18 protein-coding genes are annotated in these 20,419 nt (G+C 63.8%); 6 read left to right on the top strand and 12 right to left on the bottom strand.

Features of this window, described 5'->3' with window-relative positions:
• Window positions 1-36: 36 nt before the first annotated feature.
• Both AB0H22_RS23375 and AB0H22_RS23370 read right to left on the bottom strand, forming a co-directional pair.
• Complete coding sequence (locus AB0H22_RS23375) at window positions 37-348, bottom strand: hypothetical protein (RefSeq protein WP_180751958.1); 312 nt, start codon at window positions 346-348, stop codon at window positions 37-39.
• 281 nt (window positions 349-629) lie between these two features.
• On the bottom strand, window positions 630-953 hold the full coding sequence (locus AB0H22_RS23370) for a hypothetical protein (RefSeq protein WP_180751959.1): 324 nt from the start codon (window positions 951-953) through the stop codon (window positions 630-632).
• A gap of 98 nt (window positions 954-1,051) precedes the next feature.
• Here AB0H22_RS23370 and AB0H22_RS23365 point away from each other — a divergent pair, with 98 nt between their 5' ends.
• Window positions 1,052-1,738: a DUF5642 family protein gene (locus AB0H22_RS23365; protein ID WP_358149438.1), complete on the top strand. Its 687-nt coding sequence runs from the start codon at window positions 1,052-1,054 to the stop codon at window positions 1,736-1,738.
• Here AB0H22_RS23365 and AB0H22_RS23360 read toward each other — a convergent pair.
• Window positions 1,735-2,349 carry an alpha-ketoglutarate-dependent dioxygenase AlkB gene (locus tag AB0H22_RS23360; RefSeq protein ID WP_180751961.1) on the bottom strand — a complete coding sequence of 205 codons (615 nt, stop codon included), beginning with the start codon at window positions 2,347-2,349 and terminating at the stop codon, window positions 1,735-1,737. The genes AB0H22_RS23365 and AB0H22_RS23360 overlap by 4 nt on opposite strands.
• A gap of 53 nt (window positions 2,350-2,402) precedes the next feature.
• Between AB0H22_RS23360 and arcA the strand changes: the two genes are divergently transcribed.
• Window positions 2,403-3,617 (top strand): arginine deiminase, encoded by a 1,215-nt coding sequence (gene arcA / locus AB0H22_RS23355; RefSeq protein WP_358149435.1) that lies wholly within the window; start codon window positions 2,403-2,405, stop codon window positions 3,615-3,617.
• A 113-nt stretch (window positions 3,618-3,730) separates the two neighbouring features.
• Here arcA and AB0H22_RS23350 read toward each other — a convergent pair whose 3' ends face one another.
• Complete coding sequence (locus tag AB0H22_RS23350; protein ID WP_358149433.1) at window positions 3,731-5,284, bottom strand: phospholipid carrier-dependent glycosyltransferase; 1,554 nt, start codon at window positions 5,282-5,284, stop codon at window positions 3,731-3,733.
• An 86-nt stretch (window positions 5,285-5,370) separates the two neighbouring features.
• Between AB0H22_RS23350 and rsmI the strand changes: the two genes are divergently transcribed.
• Window positions 5,371-6,204 carry a 16S rRNA (cytidine(1402)-2'-O)-methyltransferase gene (gene rsmI / locus AB0H22_RS23345; RefSeq protein ID WP_180751964.1) on the top strand — a complete coding sequence of 278 codons (834 nt, stop codon included), beginning with the start codon at window positions 5,371-5,373 and terminating at the stop codon, window positions 6,202-6,204.
• Here rsmI and AB0H22_RS23340 read toward each other — a convergent pair.
• The 5 genes from AB0H22_RS23340 to metG all read right to left on the bottom strand — a co-directional run bounded on the left by AB0H22_RS23340 (window position 6,188) and on the right by metG (window position 11,989).
• A complete protein-coding gene (locus AB0H22_RS23340; protein ID WP_358149430.1) occupies window positions 6,188-7,441 on the bottom strand; it encodes an aminodeoxychorismate synthase component I in 1,254 nt (417 codons plus the stop codon). The genes rsmI and AB0H22_RS23340 overlap by 17 nt on opposite strands.
• A 4-nt stretch (window positions 7,442-7,445) precedes the next feature.
• Window positions 7,446-8,264, bottom strand: coding sequence for a GNAT family N-acetyltransferase (locus AB0H22_RS23335; RefSeq protein WP_358149428.1), 819 nt, complete (start codon window positions 8,262-8,264; stop codon window positions 7,446-7,448).
• A gap of 41 nt (window positions 8,265-8,305) precedes the next feature.
• Complete coding sequence (locus tag AB0H22_RS23330) at window positions 8,306-9,190, bottom strand: RNA polymerase sigma-70 factor (RefSeq protein ID WP_358149425.1); 885 nt, start codon at window positions 9,188-9,190, stop codon at window positions 8,306-8,308.
• A gap of 4 nt (window positions 9,191-9,194) precedes the next feature.
• A complete protein-coding gene (locus AB0H22_RS23325; protein WP_358149423.1) occupies window positions 9,195-10,352 on the bottom strand; it encodes an FAD-dependent oxidoreductase in 1,158 nt (385 codons plus the stop codon).
• An 86-nt stretch (window positions 10,353-10,438) separates the two neighbouring features.
• On the bottom strand, window positions 10,439-11,989 hold the full coding sequence (gene metG, locus AB0H22_RS23320) for a methionine--tRNA ligase (RefSeq protein WP_358149420.1): 1,551 nt from the start codon (window positions 11,987-11,989) through the stop codon (window positions 10,439-10,441).
• 31 nt (window positions 11,990-12,020) lie between these two features.
• On the opposite strand from metG, the gene AB0H22_RS23315 reads away from it, so the two are divergent.
• From AB0H22_RS23315 to rsmA, 3 genes are all read left to right on the top strand, one after another.
• A complete protein-coding gene (locus AB0H22_RS23315) occupies window positions 12,021-12,920 on the top strand; it encodes a TatD family hydrolase (RefSeq protein ID WP_180751970.1) in 900 nt (299 codons plus the stop codon).
• Window positions 12,921-12,993: 73 nt separating this feature from the next.
• Window positions 12,994-14,121 (top strand): transglycosylase family protein, encoded by a 1,128-nt coding sequence (locus tag AB0H22_RS23310; protein ID WP_358149416.1) that lies wholly within the window; start codon window positions 12,994-12,996, stop codon window positions 14,119-14,121.
• The gene (gene rsmA / locus AB0H22_RS23305; RefSeq protein ID WP_180751971.1) at window positions 14,085-14,981 is read left to right on the top strand and encodes a 16S rRNA (adenine(1518)-N(6)/adenine(1519)-N(6))-dimethyltransferase RsmA; all 897 of its coding nucleotides are present in this window, start codon (window positions 14,085-14,087) and stop codon (window positions 14,979-14,981) included. Before AB0H22_RS23310 ends, rsmA begins: the two co-directional genes overlap by 37 nt.
• A gap of 106 nt (window positions 14,982-15,087) precedes the next feature.
• On the opposite strand, the gene AB0H22_RS23300 is transcribed toward rsmA, so the two are convergent.
• From AB0H22_RS23300 to AB0H22_RS23290, 3 genes are read right to left on the bottom strand one after another with little or no spacing between them, the layout of a single operon-like run.
• Window positions 15,088-16,572 (bottom strand): amino acid permease, encoded by a 1,485-nt coding sequence (locus AB0H22_RS23300; RefSeq protein WP_180751972.1) that lies wholly within the window; start codon window positions 16,570-16,572, stop codon window positions 15,088-15,090.
• 19 nt (window positions 16,573-16,591) lie between these two features.
• The gene (locus AB0H22_RS23295; RefSeq protein WP_358149414.1) at window positions 16,592-17,395 is read right to left on the bottom strand and encodes a serine/threonine-protein kinase; all 804 of its coding nucleotides are present in this window, start codon (window positions 17,393-17,395) and stop codon (window positions 16,592-16,594) included.
• A 46-nt stretch (window positions 17,396-17,441) separates the two neighbouring features.
• On the bottom strand, window positions 17,442-20,408 hold the full coding sequence (locus AB0H22_RS23290; protein ID WP_358149594.1) for an RND family transporter: 2,967 nt from the start codon (window positions 20,406-20,408) through the stop codon (window positions 17,442-17,444).
• Window positions 20,409-20,419: the final 11 nt, after the last annotated feature.

Raw genomic sequence — 20,419 nt, 5'->3', positions numbered from 1 at the left:
CTTGTGGCCCGGGTCATTGTTGGTTTCTGCTGCGGTTCAGCAGCTCAGTGCGACGTGCGCGACCTTGCGATCGACCGTCGGCACGGTGGTGGGGTTGTTCCGCACATCCCGGGCCGCCTGCACGTTGTTGACGGGCGACTCTTGTGTGACCGACTCGACGGTGCACTTGGTCAGGTCACCGGCGCCCGTCTTGGAGACGATCACTCGGTACCCGTTGGACTTGAGGTCATTGATGACGGTGTTGGCATCGCCCGATCCTGTCGGTCCGGCGAGCGCAACACTTGCCGATCCCAGCGACGCCCCGATGATGCCAGCTGCCGCAATACCTGCAAATAACAATTTCTTCACAATTTCACTCCTCTTTGCCTCGTTCCCCGTGCCCCAGGTGTTACGGCAATGTATCCGCGTACCACTCAAAGGCCTGACCCCCGACGCTGAAAACCGGCTCTGAATCATCAACGTTCGTGAATCTATCCAGTCCAACGCGGTAATACTCGGAATGATTCCCACTCGGGGAAATTAACGTCGAATTCATAGCCGGGTCTGCGCACTCTCTCAGGCGGCGCGGCTACAGGGGCTGCGTGCAGGAAGCAGCCAGCGAACTGGCAAATCTAGTTAGGTAAGGCTAACTACACGTTGCAGTTAAGTGAGATGTACACCAATCGATGGTCGAGTACCCGGACCGGCAGCACTAACCATTTACCGCTGGGCATCCAGGTCCGCTGATACTCGGTGCGGTAGACATCCTGCCCGTTGCGGATGTTCGACACGGTGCACTTGTTGGTGGGGGCGGAGCCGTTTCGGTCGACGATGACCTGGTAGCCCTGCGATTGGTACTGGTTGATGACCGACTGTGCGTCATCGGCGAGTGCCGTCCCGGGGGTAATGGCCATCAATGCGCCGACGCCCAATGCTGTCAGGCACAACTGACTCAGCCGAACCACCGTCTTCATCCCACACACCATCCTCACAGATTTTAACGCTGGGCCACACAAGCATTGTTCCTCATAGGTGCAATCGTTTTTTCGTTCCGAATCGATACAGTGGCCGGGTGCTGAAGCCGGTGACCGTCAAGAGATGCGGAGTTTGGGGCGCCTGTGCGCTTGCGCTAGTCGTGTCGGGGTGCAGCCGAACCGTTCAGGATCCCGTCAATCACCATGTGAAGATCGGGAACATCGCCTCGCTGAAAAGCCAGTTCGGGCCGGAGTTCACGGTCAAGGCGATGGAACCGGCGGGGATGGACCCCAGGATGCTCTCGCCCGCTCCACTGCCGCCGGGTATGACGGTCGACCCCGCTGACTGTGCCAAGTACAGCGGCGGCAGCGCCGTCCCGGGTGGGCTCAAGGGGAACATGGCCGCGCTGACCGCGACCGGTGCGGGCAATCAATATGTGGCGGTCGCGGTGGAAACCTCGCAGGAGGTTCCCTTCGACCCCGCAGTGTCCGAGCAATGCAAGAAGGTCGACTTCCGCGGCAATGGGATTGTGGGACGCACCGAGGTGATCGACGCGCCCGCCATTGACGGCGCGCGCACGCTCGGCATGAAGCGCGACGTACTCAGTGGAACCTCCGGCAAGACGGTCGGCCAGGAGGTGCTGAACTACTCGGCCTATCTCGGCCGGTACATGGTGGTGGTCACGGTCAGCCCGGTCGCCGTTGGAAATGTTCCGCCCGCACCACCCGACGGTAAACGTGCATCGGATCTGCTGGTCAAGGCGGTTGCCGCCGTCCGGACCTAGCGTACGTCGCGCGGCCGGTATTGCAGGCTGATGCGCGGCCCGACCGGTTTGGAGGTCTTGGGGATCGCGTGTTCCCAGGTTCGTTGGCAGGAGCCGCCCATCACCAAGAGGTCGCCGTGACCCACGTTGACGCGGATCGAGTCACCGCCAAGTCGTGGTCGTAGCGCGAAAGTGCGTGTGGCGCCGATGCTTACGATCGCCACCATGGTGTCTTCGCGCAGGCCGCGACCGATGGTATCGCCGTGCCAGGCGACGCTGTCGGTGCCGTCGCGGTACTGACACAGGCCCACGGTGGTGAACGGCTCGCCGAGCTCGTCGGTGTACTCGCCGTTGAGCCGATCGCAGATCGTCTCCAGTACCGGGTGTGGTGGTGCGCCCGCGGTCAGATCGTGGAAGCTGACCAGCCGGGGGACGTCGAGGGTGCGGTCGTACATGCGGCGACGCTCCGCCCGCCACGGCACCTGTGTCATGAGCTGGCCCATGAGATTGTCTGCACGTCCCAGCCATTCGTGGTGCACCTCAAGCCAAGCGTTGCCTGTCAATTGGCGGCGAGGGACCGGTGGGGCGCCGAACAGCGATGCCTGAACAGCGTGTTGTGCTGCGCGTGTCACCTCCACATCGTATCGCACACATGTTCGATTGCATGGCAAGCTAGCGTCATCTCATGACGGATGCGCCAGTGCTGGGTGCCAATTCAGAGGTCGGACGGCTGCGGGCGGTTGTGTTGCACCGACCCGGTGACGAGCTCAAGCGGCTGACTCCGCGCAACAATGACCAACTGCTGTTCGACGGTCTGCCGTGGGTGGCGCGTGCGCAGGAGGAGCACGACGCCTTCGCTGAGGTGTTGCGGTCCCGTGGTGTCGAGGTGCTGCTGCTCTCCGAGCTATTGCGCGAGGCGCTCGCCAGCGGTGCCGCCCGAGTGCAGGGCATCTCTGCGGCGGTCAACGCGCGCAGGCTGGGTTATGTTCTGGCGCAAGATCTTTCGGAGTACCTGAGGTCACTGGGTGCCGCCGATCTCGCATACGTGCTGATGTCCGGGATGACGTTCGACGAGCTGCCGGTTGGCGGCAAGGTGGCGCAGCCGTCGCTGGTGCGCACTATGCACCACGGATCGGATTTCGTCATCGAGCCTCTTCCGAACCTGCTGTTCACCCGCGACTCGTCGTTCTGGATCGGTCGCAAGTTCGCGATCACCTCGCTCGCGTTGCTGGCCCGGGTGCGCGAGACATCGCTCACCGACCTAATCTATGCCCACCACCCGCGGTTCCTTGGGGTGCGTCGCGCCTACGAGTCGCATTCGGCTCCCGTCGAGGGCGGCGACGTGTTGCTGTTGGGTCCCGGTGTGGTGGCGGTCGGTGTGGGGGAGCGCACCACCCCTGCCGGTGCGGAAGCCTTGGCGCGCAGTCTGTTCGATGATGACCTGGCGCACACTGTGCTCGCGGTGCCCATCACGCAGGAACGTGCGTCCATGCATCTGGACACCGTCTGCACCATGGTCGACACCGATGCCGTCGTGATGTATCCGGCAATACAGGATTCGCTGTCGGCGTTTACCATCCGTCGCTCCGATGCTGGTGTCAGCATCTCGGGCTCGGCGCCATTCGTGGAAGCGGCGGCCGATGCGATGGGCATCGGCAAGCTGCGCGTCATCGATACCGGGCTGGATCCCGTTACCGCTGAGCGCGAGCAGTGGGATGACGGCAACAACACCCTGGCGTTGGCGCCCGGTGTCGTCGTCGCCTACGAGCGCAACGTGGAAACGAATGCGCGCCTCGAGGCCTCGGGTGTTGAGGTGCTGGCCATCTCGGCATCGGAGCTGGGCACCGGCCGGGGTGGGCCGCGGTGCATGTCCTGCCCGGTATCCCGCGACTTCATCTGATGCCGACACGCCGTCTTATGGCGAACTTGTGCGAGACGAACACGCCGCAACACGGCGTGTCGGCGGTTGGGGCGGCCGCTTCTAGCGCGGCCCCTTTTCGGCGGCGTCGGAAATCAGCGCCAGCTGGGCAGCCACATCTCCATGTTCCACATGAACTGTGAGATGGCGGCCCCGGTGAGGATGGGATAGAGCCACGCGAAGTTGGTGACCACCACCGCCAGATAGAACGTTGCGATGAACATTCGCAACGATTTTCGCTCTGGGTTGGCAACAGGTTTACGCAAGAAGTCGCCGATGATGAACGCGATCATCATCACCAGGAACGGGATCATCGGGGTGGCATAGAAGAAGTACATCTGCCGGTCGATATTGATGAACCACGGCAGCCACCCCGCGCAGTATCCGACGAGTGCTGCCGCATAGCGCCAGTCGCGCCGGACCAGTGCCGCCCACAAGGCCCACAACAGCACCGGAACCGCCAACCACCAGATGGCCGGGGTGCCGACCAGCAGCACCGCGCGCACACAGGAATTGGCGCCACAGCCGGGGATGTTCTTTTCCTCGATGGCATAGAGCAGCGGTCGCAGCGACATCGGCCACGTCCACGGTTTCGATTCCCACGGATGGTGATTCCCATTGGCATTGGTCAGCGTCGAATGGAATGTGTACACGCTGTGCGTGTAGTACCAGAGGGATCGGATGGCATCGGGCAGCCAGCCGCCGAGGCCGATCTGGCGTCCCTCGGCGTGCCGGTTGATACCCGTCTCGGAAGCGAACCACGACCAATACGAGGCCAGGTACACGACGAATGGAATGACCAGCAGCGCATACAGGGCGGGTCCCAGATCGCGCAGCACGGTGCCGGCCCATGGTCGCTGTACCCCATACGCGCGCCGCGCCGCGATGTCGAACGCGATGCACAGCACCCCGAAGAACGCGATGAAGTACAGCCCCGACCACTTTGTGCCGCAGGCCAATCCGAGCAGGATTCCGGCGCCGAAACGCCACCAGCGCACACCGAGGCGTGGGCCCCACGCCGTCTCGCCAATGCGTCCGTCGAGATACGCGTTGTACAGCCGTTCGCGAACTTGATCCCGGTCGACGATCAGCGCGCCAAAGGCGGCGACCACGAAGAGCACCTGGTACGCGTCGAGCAGCGCGGTGCGTGCGGTGACGAAGCTGACCCCGTCCGCGATCAGCAGCACCCCGGCGATGGCGCCCACCATCGTGGACCGGCCGATCCGTCGGGCAATCCGGGCGACCAGCAGCACAAGGATGGTGCCCGAGAGGGCTGCCGCGAATCGCCAGCCGAAGGAGTTGTATCCGAACAGCCATTCGCCGATGGCGATCATCTGTTTGCCGATGGGCGGATGCACCACGAGCCCGTAGCCGGGATTGTCCTCGACGCCGTTATTGGTGACGACCTGCCAGCCCTGCGGCACGTAGTGCTTCTCGTCGAAGACGGGGGTGCCGCGGTCGGTGAGCGCTCCGAGATTGATGAACCGGGTGAGCGCCGCGATCGCCGTGATGACGGCGGTCATCACCCAGCCCTGCAGCCGGTCGGTGGGTCCGAAGTCCGCGGCCGGTATGCGGGGCCCGGGGGACTCGGTGCTGCCTGAGCTCCGACACGTCTCCCCCGAGGGGGGCAGGGTTGCGGGCGCGGTCACACGGTCGATCGTAGGGGAGGACTCCGGTGCGGCAATCTAGGTCCGGCGGGCAGGAGCGCAGCGACCTGGGGATCTAAACTGCCGGGATGGGGAACTTGCTGTTGGCGGCGACACCGCTGGGGGAGCCTGGGGATGCATCGCCTCGACTGCGTGAGGCGCTGGCCAAGACCTCGGTGGTGGCCGCCGAGGACACCCGGCGTGTTCGGGCGCTCGCCAAGTCGCTGGACGTACAGATCAGCGGGCAGATCATCAGCTTCTACGACCAGAACGAGGCCAGCCGCATCGAACCGCTGCTGGCCGATCTACACGCCGGGTATGACGTGCTGGTGGTCACCGATGCGGGGATGCCGTCGATCAGCGACCCGGGTTACCGCTTGGTCGCGGCATGCGTCAAAGAGGGGATAACGATCAAGTGTCTGCCCGGGCCTTCGGCGGTGACGACGGCGTTGGCCGTATCGGGGCTCCCGGTGGACCGATTCTGTTTCGAGGGATTTGCGCCCCGCAAGCAGGGACCCCGCAAGCGCTGGTTGGCCGCACTTGTGACCGAGCCACGCACCTGCGTGTTCTTCGAGTCGCCGCGACGGCTGGCCGACACCCTGGCCGATGCGGTGGAGGTGCTGGGGCCGGAGCGCCGCGCGGCGGTATGTCGCGAGCTGACCAAAACGCATGAAGAGGTGCTGCGTGGCACGCTGCGCGAGTTGGCCGCGTGGGCCGAGGGTGACGTGCTGGGGGAGATCACCGTGGTGCTCGACGGCGGCGGGCCCCCGGTTCCCGAAATCGACGTCCTGGTGGCCAGGGTGGAGGAGTTGACGGACGACGGGATGGGGCTGCGTGAGTCCTGCGCGAAGGCCATCGGGGAGTCCGGCGCGACGCTGTCGCGACGCGACCTTTACGACGCGGTCGTCAAAGCGCGGGTTTAAGCGCCGCGATCGCCGTGAGGTCGACGGTGGCGGCCGCCTTGTGTAGACATTCCTGCCATTCGGCGTCGACGTCGGAGTCGGCGGTGATGCCCCCGCCCACGCCGAGAACGGCGGTGCCGTCGGGTGCGATTTCCACGGTGCGGATCGCGACGTTGAGTTCTAGGCCGGCTGCGGGAGACATCATGCCGACGGTGCCGCAGTACACCCCCCGATGCTGTGTTTCCCATTGGCGAAGCAGCTGGCGTGCACGGGTTTTCGGTGTTCCGGTCACCGACGCGGGTGGGAATGTGGCGGTAAGGAGGTCGCCGGCGGTGGTTTCCAAAGGCACCTGGGCTGCGACGGTGGACATCAAGTGCCACACGCCGGGCGCTGGGTAGACCGCGAGAAGTTCGGGGACCGTGACGGTTCCGGTGACGGCGATGCGCCCCAGGTCGTTGCGCACCAGATCGGTGATCATGATGTTCTCGGCGACATCCTTGACCGAGGTCAACAGTGCTGCGGGATTCTCGGTCGCGGCCAGTGTGCCCTTGATGGGGCTGGACCGAACATCGACACCGTTGCGTTGCAAGAACAGTTCGGGGGACAACGAAGCGACTGCACCCCATGCGCCGGATACGAAGGCCGCGCGCGCCGGTGCGGTCTGGGCGACCGCGTCGGCGAAGAAGTCCAGCGGGTCGCCCGCGAGCGCGCCGCGGAACTGGGTGCAGACACAGGCTTGGTACACCTCGCCGGCCGAGATGGCTTCCAGGCAGCGGCCGACCGCGATGCGATGGTGTTCGCGCTCAGGTGCCGTCCAGTCGATGCACCACGGCAGTGGATCTTGAGATTGCGTGAGTGCGTGGAGTATCCACTCAGGACAGTCTCTATCGAGAAGGCTTTCGTACCACCAGCATTCGTCACTGTCGAGGCGTAGTACCGCTTCGGTCCAGCCGCCGGCCGCCGCTGGGAGTCGTCGAGCCTCGCCCCTTGAGGTCAGGTCCGGATATTCGAGGTAGCCGATCCAGCCGCCCCCCACGGCGCCCGGCGGAACAGGGCCCACGTCAGACACTTTGTCGCTGAACGCTTGTCGCGGCAGCACAGGGCGAGCGGACAGTGAGGGCGCGATGATTGCCTGAGAGCCGAACCAGGATCCGGTCAATGCCGCCGGTGATGGTCGGCCCGTCTCGGCTGCCGCGACGGCGATGGCGCGCAGCACGGTCGGCGCGGGGCCGAGGTCGCCGAGCTGCTGAACGCGCATCGGTCTAGTTTCGCAGACCCTTCACCAGGATCGCGCGGGTGTACAACAGGGAGAAGCCCTGGCGCTGGGTGTTCTGCTGGGATGCGGAACCGGGCTGGGTGGTGACCACCGCCAAGTCCGCACCGGCCTGCGCGGCGTCGTGCAGCCGGGTTGTCAGCAGAGCTGTCTGGATACCGCGACGACGATGTGGGGCAGCGGTGGCCGCACCGTTGAGCTGTGCGATGCCGTCGAGGACACGCATGCTGGCGCCGCCGGCAATCGCTCCGTCACGTAGTGCGATGTAGCGCTGCTCCCCCGCAACGGTGGAGAGCGCCTCGATGGCGCGGGATAGCACCTCCCGCGGGAACGATTCGTGGGACGGGACCCCTTGCTCATCGGGTACGGCAAATCCTTCGACCACGACATCGAGCCAGCTGGACAGCTCATCGTTCCCGCTGTGCCGCACCGTGATGCCGTCGGGAACCACCGGCGCCGCAATGTCGCGGAGTGTCAGGCCCAGTACGTCCTCGAAGGACACCAGTCGATAGCCTCGACGGGTCAGCAGCTCGCAGACGGCGGGATCGCCCAGGCTCGCCACCTCGGCCTGAACCGGGGTGTGGCGCGCGGCGAACTCCTGCTCAATGGCGTCCAGCTCGGATTCTGTTGGCACACCGTTGAACCCGAGCCCGGCGATCTTGTTCAGGGGCGCGTCCGGCGCGGCGAACGACGCGACGCCGCCGGCCAGCGACATCACAAGGCCGTTCTCGTACCTCGCGGTTCCCGCGGCAATGGTGTCGGCTTCGGCGCGTTCGATGCGCGCAGCCATCTCGATATCACAGAACATGTGGGTGATTGTGTCCGAAGATCCGCCCCGACCGCCACCGGTTATCTGCTGATGTGGCGCGCTGTTTCGGCGGTGGCCAGCTTGTCGGGATTGCGGATCGCGAAAACATGCGCCACCTTGCCATCCGTGATCGAGACGGCAAGTACGGCGTCAAGACGTCCTTCGCTGTAGATCAGCAGGGCGGGCGTGCTGTTGTAGGTGCTCAGCTCCAGGCGGACATCGGGGAATGAGGCGGCCGCCCGCGAGAGCCCGATCGCGACGCGTGCCACTCTGTCGGCCCCGTACACCGGACGCCGTGCGGCACTGACCTTGCCGCCGCCGTCGGATGTCCACACCGCGTCGGGGGCCAGCATTTCCACCAGCGCCTCGACATCGCCGCCGGCGGCGGCCAGCAGGAACTTGGTGGTTAGTTCTTCGGTCTGCTGGTCGGTGGGGGTGAACCGGCGCCGGCGTGACTGCACATGCTCTCGGGCGCGGTGCGCCATCTGACGCACCGCGGCCTCCGATTTGCATACGGTGGAAGCGATTTCGCTGTAGTCGAAGCCGAAGACCTCTCGCATGACGAATACCGCACGCTCGTCCGGTGTCAGGGTTTCTAACACCACGAGCATCGCCATCGACACCGATTCGGCCAGGACGACATCGGTCGAGGCGTCGTCCTCGGCCACCCGCATGGGTTCGGGCAGCCACGGCCCCACGTATTCCTCGCGCCGACGGCTATTGGCACGCAAGGTGTTCAGCGATTGGCGGCTGACGATCTGTGCCAGATACGCCTTGGTGTCTGTCACCGTGTCCAGGTCCACCTGCGCCCACCGCAGATAGCTCTCCTGCAGGACATCATCGGCTTCGGTTGCCGACCCGAGCATCTCGTACGCGATGGTGAACAGCAGTGGGCGCAGGTGGGTGAACAGGTCGGCGTGATTCATGGCGTTAGGCCTCAGAGAGCAGTGCTTCGGTGCGTACGCCGCCCTGGGGCCAGTAGTAGGCCTTCGGATGCTTGGCGGCCTGCGTCAGGAAGTAAACCGTTCCGCGGCATACCATTTCCTTGATGGCGGCACCGGCACGGCCACCGATGAACAGCTTGCGCGGCGTGTCATCGGCTCGTGAGGTCTGGATGACAGCGGCGCGGCGTCCGATGCTGACATTCTGCCCGACGAAGATCTGCCCGCCTGCTACCGGCTGCAGCCCGTCGACCAACGCCAGCACCGTCTTGACCGCCCGCGCGGCAAGCGGACTGGCGGCCTGGCAGCTCATCCGCAGTGGCACGCCCGACGGGCTGGCGGCGTCACCGGCCGCGACAATGCGCGGATCGTCGACGCTCACCAGGGTCTCGTCGGTGATCAGCCTCCCGAGCGCGTCTGTGTGTAGTCCGCTGTCCGCAGCCAGTTGCGGCACACCGAAACCTGCGGTCCATACGGTCAGTGCGCTCGGTAGTTCGCGTCCGTCGGACAGGATCACCGCATGCTCGTCCACCCGGGTGACGGTCGCGGGCAACAGCACCTCCACGCCCAGCTTGGCCAGCCGCTTGGCCACCGCGCGCCGGGCGGGTTCGCCCATCGAGGGCACCAATTGTGAGCCGCAGATCAGGGTTACCCGTCGTCCAGCCTCGGCGAGTTCTCCGGCCAGCTCCACGCCGGTAAGTCCCGCGCCCACCACGACGATCGGTGCGTCCGGTGCCAGCCGCTCGTACCGTGCTCGCACCTGCTGCGCGTGCTCGAACTCATTGATGGAGAACGCGTACTCGGCCGCACCCGGGATGTTGGGGGCCGTCGCGGTACTTCCCACGGCGTACACCAGGTAGTCGTATGGCAGCACTGCACCCGAGGCCAGTTCCAGCTTTTGACCGCCGGCGTCGATGCGGGTGACCTTGTCGACGACGAGCTGGATCGCCGGATTGAGCAGCTGGTTGTAGTCGACCGTCGCGCCCCGGTTACCGGCGACCATTTGGTGCAAACGGATCCGCTCGACGAAATGGGGCCGCGGATTGACCAGCGTTACGGTCACGTCTTGGTTAGCCCGCAGCTGATTCGCCGCCAGGGTTCCCGCGTAACCCCCGCCGATCACGATGACATTGGTTTGTGTGGTCATGGTGCACTCCTTTCATCCTGGATGCCCTCAAGACACCGGTGGAACGAAATCTGTGACAGACCGTGACTGGGATCACCCTTGGCGAACTACTTGGCCACCTGATACTTGGGGAAAACTCCCGTGGGCGCGGGCAGGCTCAGCCCCGGCTTCAGGCGTTCACCGATGGACGCAAAGTCGCGCTGATCCTCGGACTGGCCCAAGAGATCCAGCAGCTTGGCGGCCGAATCGGGCATCACCGGTTGCACCAGCAGCGCGACTATCCGCACCACCTCGAGCGTCGTGAACAGCACCGTGTCGAAGCGCTTCTTATCGGCCGCATCGTCACTCTTCCCGAGCACCCAGGGTTCGTGGGAAGAGAAGTACCGGTTACTTGCGCCGAGTACTTGCCAGATCGCCTCCAGCGCAAGATGCATGGCGGGTACATCGAAATGCGTACGTGCCTGTTCCAGCAGCGCGTCGGCAGCGCCGAGGAGCTCGGTGTCGTGGACGGTGAATTCGCCTGGCTCCGGCACGATTCCGCCGAGATTCTTGGCCACCATGGAAAGGGACCGCTGAGCCAGGTTGCCCAGCTCGTTGGCGAGGTCGGCGTTGATCCGCCCGATCAGCCCGTCCTCGCTGTAGCTGCCGTCCTGCCCGAAGGGCACTTCGCGCAGTAGGAAGTAGCGCACCTGGTCCAGGCCGAACGTGTCGACGAGGTTGATCGGGTCAACGACGTTGCCGATCGACTTGCTCATCTTCTCGCCCTTGTTGGTGAGGAAGCCGTGCGCGAAAACCCGCTTGGGCAGCTCGATTCCGGCCGACATCAAGAAGGCGGGCCAGTACACGGTGTGGAATCGGATGATGTCCTTGCCGATCATGTGTACGTCGGCCGGCCAGTACCGCCTGAACGACTCCGATGAGGTGTCTGGGAAGCCCACCCCCGTCAAATAGTTAGTGAGGGCGTCCACCCACACGTACATGACGTGATCGGGATGGTCGGGTACCGGAACCCCCCAGTCGAAGGTGGTGCGGGAGATGGACAGATCGCGCAGCCCGCCCGAGACGAAGCTGACGACCTCGTTGCGACGCACCACCGGCCCGATGAACTCCGGATGCGCCTCGTAATGCGCCAGCAGCTTGTCCTGGTAGGCCGACAGCTTGAAGAAGTAGGAATGCTCCTCGGTCCAGTCGACGGGGGTACCCGTCGCGGTGGCGGTGCGAGTGCCATCGGGGGCGACGGTGGTCTCGGCGTCTGTGTAGTACGCCTCGTCGCGCACCGAGTACCAGCCGGAGTAGGTGTCGAGGTAAATGTCGCCGTTATCGGCCATCTTGCGCCAGAGCGCCTTGGATGCCTCGTAGTGATCCGGGTCGGTAGTACGGATGAATCGGTCGAAGGAGATGTTGAGCTTGCGCTGTAACGCCTCGAAGACATCGGAATTGCGGCGCGCGAGCTGCGCCGGGAGGATTCCGGCCGCCGCGGCCGCCTGCTCCACCTTCAAACCGTGCTCGTCGGTGCCGGTGAGGTACCGCACATCGAAGCCGTCCAGCCGCTTGAAGCGAGCGACGGCGTCGGTTGCGACGTACTCGTATGCGTGGCCGACGTGCGGCTCGCCGTTCGGATACGCGATAGCAGTGGTGATGTAGAACGGATCGGCCATAGTGGCTGTCACTTTATAGACTGGGAACACCATGACGCCCGGCGATAAACGGCAAGCCCCGCCCGACCGCGTTCGTTCCCGCCCGCCCGACCCGTTGCCGCTCGCGCCCCTCATCGATGCCCACACCCATTTAGATGCCTGCGGTGCCGACACCGTCGAGGACGTCCGTGCCATCGTCGACCACGCCGCGGCGGTCGGAGTGGGGCGTGTGGTGACCGTGGCCGATGACCTGGAGTCGGCGCGGTGGGCGGTGTCGGCCGCCGAGGGCGATGCGCGGGTGTATGCCGCCGTCGCCCTGCATCCCACGCGCGCGGGCGATCTCACCGACAGCGCACGCGATGAACTGGAAAAGCTCGCTGGACATCCTCGCGTCGTGGCGATCGGGGAGACCGGTTTGGATCTGTATTGGCCGGGTCGATTGGAGGGTTGTGCGGAGCCGTCGGTTCAGCGCGAAGCATTTGCTTGGCATATCGAGCTGGCTAAGCGGACGGGCAAGCCGCTGATGATTCACAACCGTGACGCCGATGCCGAAGTGCTCGACGTGCTGAAGTCGGAGGGCGCGCCGCCCTCGGTTATCTTCCACTGCTTTTCATCGGACGCCGAAATGGCGAAAAAGTGCGTCGCTGAGGGTTGGATCTTGAGTCTGTCGGGGACGGTGAGTTTCAAGAATGCACGCGCCCTGCGCGAGGCAGCTGCGCTCATTCCCGACGAACAACTGCTGGTAGAGACGGACGCGCCCTACCTGACACCGCATCCGTATCGGGGTGCGCCCAACGAGTCGTATTGCCTGCCGTACACCGTTCGTGCGCTCGCGGAAATAACCGGGCAACGTGCCGAGCGATTAGCCGCCGCATCCACCGCGACGGCCATCAGGGTGTTCAAGATTGTTGATGAGTTGCCTCCGTGCGATGCTTTCGTTACCGTGTCGTGATCACATTGCCGGGGCTGGTCACCGTTGACGTCCGGTATCAAGGCACCGAAACGAACGCAGGAATCTCCTACTCGTGAATGCACTGACAAAGCTCAACGCAACGCGATCGCCGTTGCTACGCGCCCTGGTGGCCGCTCTGCTGGTAGTGATCGGCGCCGGCGGCGGCTACGCCATCGCTGCGCACAAAACTCTGACTCTCAGCGTCGACGGAAACGCGATGACGGTCACGACCGTCAAGTCGCAGGTGTCCGACGTTCTCTCCGATTACGGATATGCGCTCTCCGAGCGCGACGATGTCGCCCCCGCCAAGCACGACGCGGTCCGCGATGGCGACACGATTGTTCTGAAGCGTTCTCGGCCGCTGGACATCTCGGTGGACGGGCAGGGCGCCCAGCAGGTCTGGACCACTGCCACCACGGTGAACGAGGCATTGTCCGACCTGTCGATGACCGACACCGCGCCGACCGCTGCCACCCGTGGCAGCCGCCTCCCGCTGGAAGGCATGGCCCTGCCGGTCGTCAGCGCCAAGACGGTGCAGCTCAACGATGGTGGCGCTATCAGCACACCGCGGATCGCCGCCCCCACCGTGGGGAAGCTCCTGGAGGCCAGCGGCAACCCGCTGCAGCAGTTCGACACCGTCGAGCCTTCGGCTAGCACGCCGGTGACCGCTGATATGCCGATCACCGTGACGCGCATCCGGGTCAGCCAGGTGACCGAGCAGGCCTCGTTGATACCGACTCCTCAGAAGATCCAAGACGCCAGCATGAACATGAGCCGCTCGGTGGTCGAGGATCCGGGTGCGCCCGGATCCCAGGACATCGTGTACTCGGTGTTGACGATCAACGGTCGCGAAACCGGCCGCATGCCTGTATCGAACAACGTGCTCACCCCCGCTCGCGACTCGGTGCTGCGGGTTGGTGCGAAGCCGGGCACCGAGGTGCCCACGATCACTCGCGGATCCGCTTGGGATGCACTGGCCTCCTGTGAGGCCGGTGGCAACTGGGCCATTAATACGGGTAACGGTTTCTACGGTGGTGTGCAGTTCGATTACGGCACCTGGCTGGCGCACGGTGGCGACAAGTACGCGCCGCGTGCTGACCTCGCGACGCGTGAGGAGCAGATCGCCATCGCCGAGAAGACATTGGCCGTGCAGGGTTGGGGCGCATGGCCGGTGTGCAGCGCGAGAGTCGGTGCCCGCTGACCATCACGCTGCTCGGCCGTACCGAGATTCGACAACTGGCGAAGGATCTCGACTTCCGACCGACGAAGACTCTGGGCCAGAATTTCGTTCACGACGCCAACACCATTCGCCGCATTGTGTCGGTATCGGGTGTCGGTAAGGGCGATCACGTCATCGAGGTGGGGCCCGGTCTGGGCTCGCTGACGTTGGGGTTGCTCGACAAGGGGTGCGAGGTGACCGCGGTCGAGGTGGATCCGGTGCTGGCGCGGCGGCTGCCGGCCACCATCAAGGAGCACTCGCACAGCGAATTCAACCGATTCTCGGTGATTCACCAGGATGTACTGAAGCTCACCCCCGCCGATATTCCGGGCGAGCCGACGGCGATGGTGGCCAACCTGCCTTACAACGTCGCAGTCCCGGCACTGTTGCGGATTCTGACCGAATTCGACTCGGTGAAGACACTTTTGGTGATGGTCCAGTCCGAGGTGGCCGATCGACTGACGGCCGAGCCCGGTTCGCGGATCTACGGTGTGCCGAGCGTCAAGGTGCGCTACTTCGGGAAGGTGAAGCGCCTCGGCACGGTGTCCCCGGCGGTGTTCTGGCCGATTCCGCGGGTGTATTCGGGTCTGGTGCGTATCGATCGGCACCCGGACGCGACATGGCCGTCCGACGCCCAGTTCCGCCGCGAGCTTTTCGATCTCATCGATATCTCGTTCGCGCAGCGCCGCAAGACATCTCGTAATGCGTTCGCCGAATGGGCGGGCTCGGGTGACGAGTCGGCACGTCGGCTGCTGGCCGCCAGCATCGACCCGGCGCGTCGCGGGGAGACGTTGGATGTCGCCGATTTCGCGAGGCTGCTGGAGCGTTCGGAGTCCGTCTAGCGTCCGGGTTTCCCCGCGCTGTCTCACTTCCGCGCTGAGTGTGCGGATTGTGTTGGTTTTGTGCGAATTCTCGACAGAATTCGCACACTCGAGCCTCCGCGCCCGACTATTTATCGCCGAGGTTGGGCGGGTCGTCCATCATGGGAGTCTCTGCGATCACCGGATACTGCCCGGTGTAGCCGACCCGCTCGCGCGCCAGCTGCAGGACGCGCTCCTTCGACAGGTACCAGCCGATGATGAGCAGGGGCGTAAAGATCGCCAGAGCCACCAGGTTCCAATAGTTTTCGTAACACATGAGCAACAGCACCACGACCAGGAAGACGAGCGTCGCGTACCCGGTGTACGGGGCGCCTGGCATCTGAAACTTGCCGCGCTGCAGGATGCCCCGCTGTGACCATTGGTACAGCCGCAGTTGGCAGATGACGATGGTGGCCCAGGAAGCGATGATCCCGAGTGCGGCGACATCCAGCGCGGTCTCGAAGGCCTGCTCGGGGATCACCATGTTCATGAAGACGCCGGCCACGGTGAAGCATCCGGTGAGTGCGATACCCGCGAACGGAACTCCGTTGGATGTCATGCGTGACAACACTTGTGGTGCGCTGCCGTTCATGGACATGGAGCGCAGAATCCGGCCGGTGCTGTACAGGCCCGCATTGAGACTCGACAGTGCGGCGGTGAGCACCACGAAGTTCATGATGTCACCGGCGTGCGGCAGCCCCACCCGCGAGAAGAAGGTGACGAATGGACTCTCCCCGGACTTGTAGGTGGTGTACGGCAGCAGCAATGCCAGGAGAACCAGTGAGCCGACATAAAATACGGCGATGCGGATGACCACCGCATTGATCGCCTTCGGCATGACCTTGTCGGGGTTCTCGGTCTCGCCTGCGGCGGTGCCCACCAACTCCACTGAGGCATAGGCGAATACCACCCCGGAGGTGATGACGACCAGCGCCAGCACACCGGTGGGAAAGAGCCCACCGTTGTCGGCAATCACGGATGGGCCGGTGGTGGCGCCCTCGACGGTGTATCGGCCGGCGAGGAACACGATGCCGACGATCAAGAAGGTCACCAGCGCAACGACTTTGATGAGTGCTGCCCAGAATTCCATCTCGCCGAAGACCTTGACGCTGATCATGTTCATGGTCAGCACGATGACAAGTGCGATGAGCGCGATGGTCCACTGCGGGACAGCCTTGAACGCACCCCAGTAGTGCATGTACAGGGCGATGGCGGTGACGTCCACGATCGAGGTGGCTGCCCAGTTGACGAAGTACATCCATCCTGCGACGTATGCGGCCTTCTCGCCAAGGAATTCGCGGGCATAAGAGACAAAGGATCCCGAGGACGGGCGGTGGAGCACCAGCTCGCCGAGGGCGCGCAGCATGAAGAAGACGAATATGCCGCAGACGGCATAGACGATGAACAACGCCGGTCCGGCCTCGTGCAAGCGCTTACCCGCACCCATGAACAGACCGGTGCCAATGGCCCCACCGATACCGATCATCTGGACTTGCCGGTTCTTCAGGCCCTTGTGATAGCCCTCGTCCTCACGGGCGAGGGCGGACATGTCGTAGTTAGCCGGGGACGCCATGGGGCGACGGTACCGGGGATTAGGTCATCGCGTGTGTCAAAAGTGTTATGAATTCGGTGCATGTCGGGTAGCGGCTTAACGGATCCTTGGCCATGGCCTTGGCCACGATGGAATCGAAAGCTCGGGGGATGTACTTATGGCGGTAGGAGATCGGCCAGGGGGTGGCGTTGAGATGCAGGTCGGCGAGTTTCATCGCCGTGTGTGCGGTGAACGGGGGTTTGCCGTCGAATAGCTCGACTGCTGTGCAGGCCAGCGCGTACTGATCGGTGGCTGCCGTCACGGGCAGTCCTCGCAGCACCTCAGGCGCCGCGTAGGGCAGCGAGGTTTGCACAACGGGCACCTTGGGCCCGTCCGCACGCTCCTGCGCGATACCGAAATCGGTGAGCACGGCATTACCTGAGCGAGTGCGCATGATGTTGGACGGCTTGACATCGCAATGCACCACTTGGGCTTCATGGATGTAATCGAGTGCTCCGGCGATCTGTTGCAGGGCAGTCATTTTGATCGGGATGACCCAGCTCTGATCCGTTCCCACCAGGTCTTTCGCCGAGCCGCCGTCGAGTGCCTGCATGGTTAGCCAGTCGTCACCGCGTTCGTAGACCGTGATGATGCGGGGATGCGAAAACCGTTGGGCCAGATCGAACTCTCGGTGCAGCCGGTCGATGTTCTCCGGGTTGCGATGCCGTGGGTCCAGTACCTTCAGCGCAACCGTACCGGTGTCATCGCCGGCAGCCCGGTGTGCCAGGTAGACCTGTGCAGTCCCGCCGCGGCCCGCAATTGAGTCGATGACGTAGCCGTTGAATTCGTCACCCGGTGCAGGCATGCACCGAGGGTGTCATGAGTCACCCAGCGCGGTGGTGGATTTCACCCTAGTACGCGTGTCTGGGAAACTCCGAAGACACTCCAGTCACTGGATCCGGTCCCGCGCCGACGGGTGCCGGCGCCGGGGGAGGCGGTACAGGCTGGGCGGATGCCGGTGCCCGAGGTGTTCTCGGCGGGGGCAGCGGCCTGGCGCGCACATTCAGCGGCCACCAGAACCAGCGGCCCAGCAGGGTCGCGATGGCCGGTGTCATGAAGGACCGCACCACCAGGGTGTCGAACAACAGGCCAAGACCGATGGTGGTACCCACCTGACCGATAATGGTGAGATCGCTGATGGCCATGGCCATCATCGTGAAGGCGAAGACCAGGCCCGCGGAGGTCACCACACTGCCGGTGCCGCCCATGGCCCGGATCATGCCCGTCTTCAAGCCACCCGGGAGTTCTTCCTTGAGTCGGGAAACCAGTAGCAGGTTGTAGTCGGAGCCCACGGCGAGCAGCACGATGATCGCCATCTGCATGACCATCCAGTGCAATTCTTTGCCCAGGATGTACTGCCAGATGATGACCGACAGGCCGAACGATGCGCCCAGGGACAGCAGTACGGTGCCGACGATCACCAGCGACGCGACGAAGCTGCGGGTGATGAGCAGCATGATCAGGAAGATCAGGCACAGCGCGGATATGCCGGCGATGAGCAAGTCGTAGCGGGCGCCGTCGGCCATGTCCTTGAATGTCGCTGCAGTGCCGCCGAGTTCGATCTTGGCGTCCTCCAGCGGTGTGCCCTTGACCGCCTCGACAGCCGCCAGCTTGATCGGCTCGATATGTGAAAGTCCTTCGGGTGACGTGGGGTCACCGCGATGCGAGATGATCATGCGCAGTGTCTTGCCATCGGGGGACAAGAACATCTTGAGGCCGCGTTTGAAATCGGGGTTGTCGAATATCTCCGGCGGTAGATAGAACGAGTCGTCGTTCTTGGCCTTGTCGAACGCCTTGCCCATGGCGGTCGAGTCCTTGCTCATCTCGTCCATCTGGTCGTACATGCCGCCCATGGTGCTGTGCATCGTCGCCATCATGTTCTGCATGGATTCCATGAGGGGGATCATGTCCCGCATGTCCGCGACCATCTGCGGCATCAGGAGATCCATCTTGTCCATGGTCGTGACCATCACGTCCATGGTCTCGGTCAACTCGTCGATCTTGTCCAGCACATCAAAGATCGACCGGAATGCCTGGCAGATCGGGATATCGAAGCAGTGCTTCTCCCAATAGAAGTAGTTACGGATGGGCCGGAACCAGTCATCGAAATTCTCGATACTGTCCCGCATGTCGTGGATGGTGCCCTGAAGTTTGTGCATATCGCTCACCACGCTGTGCATCACACCGGTGAGCTCGGTCATGCTGGCCAGCATCTTTTTCATGACGCCGACCATGACGCCCATTTGGTCGGACTGGACCTTCATATCGGCCATACGGTCCTTCATCAGCTTCATGTTCTGAATCTGGCCGACGCCCTGCGCGCTGATGAGGAATGGAATGGAGCTGTGCTCGATCGGTGTGCCCTGCGGGCGGGTGATCGCTTGCACGCGAGCAATTCCCGGTACGCGGTAGACGGCCTTGGCGAGCTTGTCGATGACCAGGAAGTCTGTGGAGTTCCGCATATCGTGGTCAGATTCCACGACGAGCATCTCGGGGTTCATCCGGGCCGGATCGAAGTGTCGGTCAGCGGCTTGGAATCCCTGATTCGCGGGGATGTCCTTGGGGATGTACTTCTTGTCGTCGTAGCTGGTCTTGTATCCGGGAAGTGCGGCCAAGCCGATGATGGCGATCGCCAGCGAGGCCGCCAGGATCGGGCCGGGCCAGCGCGTGATAGCGGCGCCGATGCGGCGCCAGGTGCGAATTCGCATGGCGCGCTTGGGTTCGAACAGCCCAAACCGGCTGCCGATGGTGATCAGTGAAGGCCCCAACGTGAGGGCGACGGCCACCGCCGTCAGGACCGCCACGGCACAGGGGACGCCCATGGTTTGGAAGTACGGCATACGGGTGAAGCTCAGGCAGTACATGGCGCCCGCGATCGTCGACCCCGTACCCAAGATGACATGTGCTGTGCCATGGAACATCTCGTAGTACGCGGCTTCGCGGTCCAGCCCGCTGACTCGGGCTTCCTGATATCGCCCGATCAAGAAGATCGCGTAGTCGGTGCCCGCCGCGATGACCAGCACCACAAGGAGATTCACCGCGAAGGTGGACAGTCCGATGATGTGGTTGTCGCCCAGCACCGAGATCATGCCGCGCGCGGCGCCCAGTTGGATGCCCACCATGAGGAGCACCAACAGCACGGTGAAGATCGATCGGTAGAAGAACAGCAGCATCACGATGATGACGATGAAGGTCAGTCCGGTGATCTTGATCATGCTGCTGTCGCCGGCATGGGCCATATCGGCCTGAAGTGCGGCCGCACCGGTGACGTACACCTTGAGCCCGTCCGGCATCGGCTTCGGATTGCCGTGTTCGTCCATCGAGAGGTCCGCAACGGTCTTACGGACGGATTCGATCGATTCGTTCGCGAGCGTCTCGCCCATGTCTCCGGCGAGGTTCAGCTGAACGTAGGCCGACTTGCCGTCGGTGCTCTGCGCGCCGGACTCGGTGAGGGGATCGCCCCAGAAGTCCTGAACGTGCTGAACATGTTTGGTGTCGGCGCGCAGCTTCGACACCAATTCGTCGTAGAACTTGTGTGCGCCGGCGCCGAGTGGTTTATCGGCCTCGAGGACGATCATGGCTGCGCTGTTGGAGTCGGACTCCTGGAACAGCCGGCCCATGTTCTTCATCGCCTTCATGGACGGCGCGTCGGCGGGGCTCAGCGAGACGGTGTTCGCTTGGGCCACCTGCTCCAACTGAGGTGCTGCCAGGCCGAGGCCGATGACAACCGCTATCCAGATGATGATGATGGGGATGGAGAGTCGTCGGATCCATTTGGCCAGGAAGGTGGGCTCCCCGCTGCCGTGTGCCCCGCTCATGCGGACTTCAC

Source organism: Mycobacterium sp. NPDC050853, from assembly GCF_040653875.1.
Lineage (GTDB): Bacteria > Actinomycetota > Actinomycetes > Mycobacteriales > Mycobacteriaceae > Mycobacterium.
Note: the sequence above shows the minus strand (reverse complement) of the source record. Positions and strands in the feature narration are given on the sequence as shown.

Bases quoted from the DNA above. Each gene is read 5' to 3' on its own strand.
- AB0H22_RS23370 (WP_180751959.1), bottom strand. From the start codon at position 953: ATGAAGACGGTGGTTCGGCTGAGTCAGTTGTGCCTGACAGCATTGGGC.
- arcA (WP_358149435.1), top strand. From the start codon at position 2,403: ATGACGGATGCGCCAGTGCTGGGTGCCAATTCAGAGGTCGGACGGCTG.
- rsmI (WP_180751964.1), top strand. From the start codon at position 5,371: ATGGGGAACTTGCTGTTGGCGGCGACACCGCTGGGGGAGCCTGGGGAT.
- AB0H22_RS23340 (WP_358149430.1), bottom strand. From the start codon at position 7,441: ATGCGCGTTCAGCAGCTCGGCGACCTCGGCCCCGCGCCGACCGTGCTG.
- AB0H22_RS23335 (WP_358149428.1), bottom strand. From the start codon at position 8,264: ATGTTCTGTGATATCGAGATGGCTGCGCGCATCGAACGCGCCGAAGCC.
- AB0H22_RS23330 (WP_358149425.1), bottom strand. From the start codon at position 9,190: ATGAATCACGCCGACCTGTTCACCCACCTGCGCCCACTGCTGTTCACC.
- AB0H22_RS23325 (WP_358149423.1), bottom strand. From the start codon at position 10,352: ATGACCACACAAACCAATGTCATCGTGATCGGCGGGGGTTACGCGGGA.
- metG (WP_358149420.1), bottom strand. From the start codon at position 11,989: ATGGCCGATCCGTTCTACATCACCACTGCTATCGCGTATCCGAACGGC.
- AB0H22_RS23315 (WP_180751970.1), top strand. From the start codon at position 12,021: ATGACGCCCGGCGATAAACGGCAAGCCCCGCCCGACCGCGTTCGTTCC.
- rsmA (WP_180751971.1), top strand. From the start codon at position 14,085: ATGGCCGGTGTGCAGCGCGAGAGTCGGTGCCCGCTGACCATCACGCTG.
- AB0H22_RS23300 (WP_180751972.1), bottom strand. From the start codon at position 16,572: ATGGCGTCCCCGGCTAACTACGACATGTCCGCCCTCGCCCGTGAGGAC.
- AB0H22_RS23295 (WP_358149414.1), bottom strand. From the start codon at position 17,395: ATGCCTGCACCGGGTGACGAATTCAACGGCTACGTCATCGACTCAATT.
- AB0H22_RS23290 (WP_358149594.1), bottom strand. From the start codon at position 20,408: ATGAGCGGGGCACACGGCAGCGGGGAGCCCACCTTCCTGGCCAAATGG.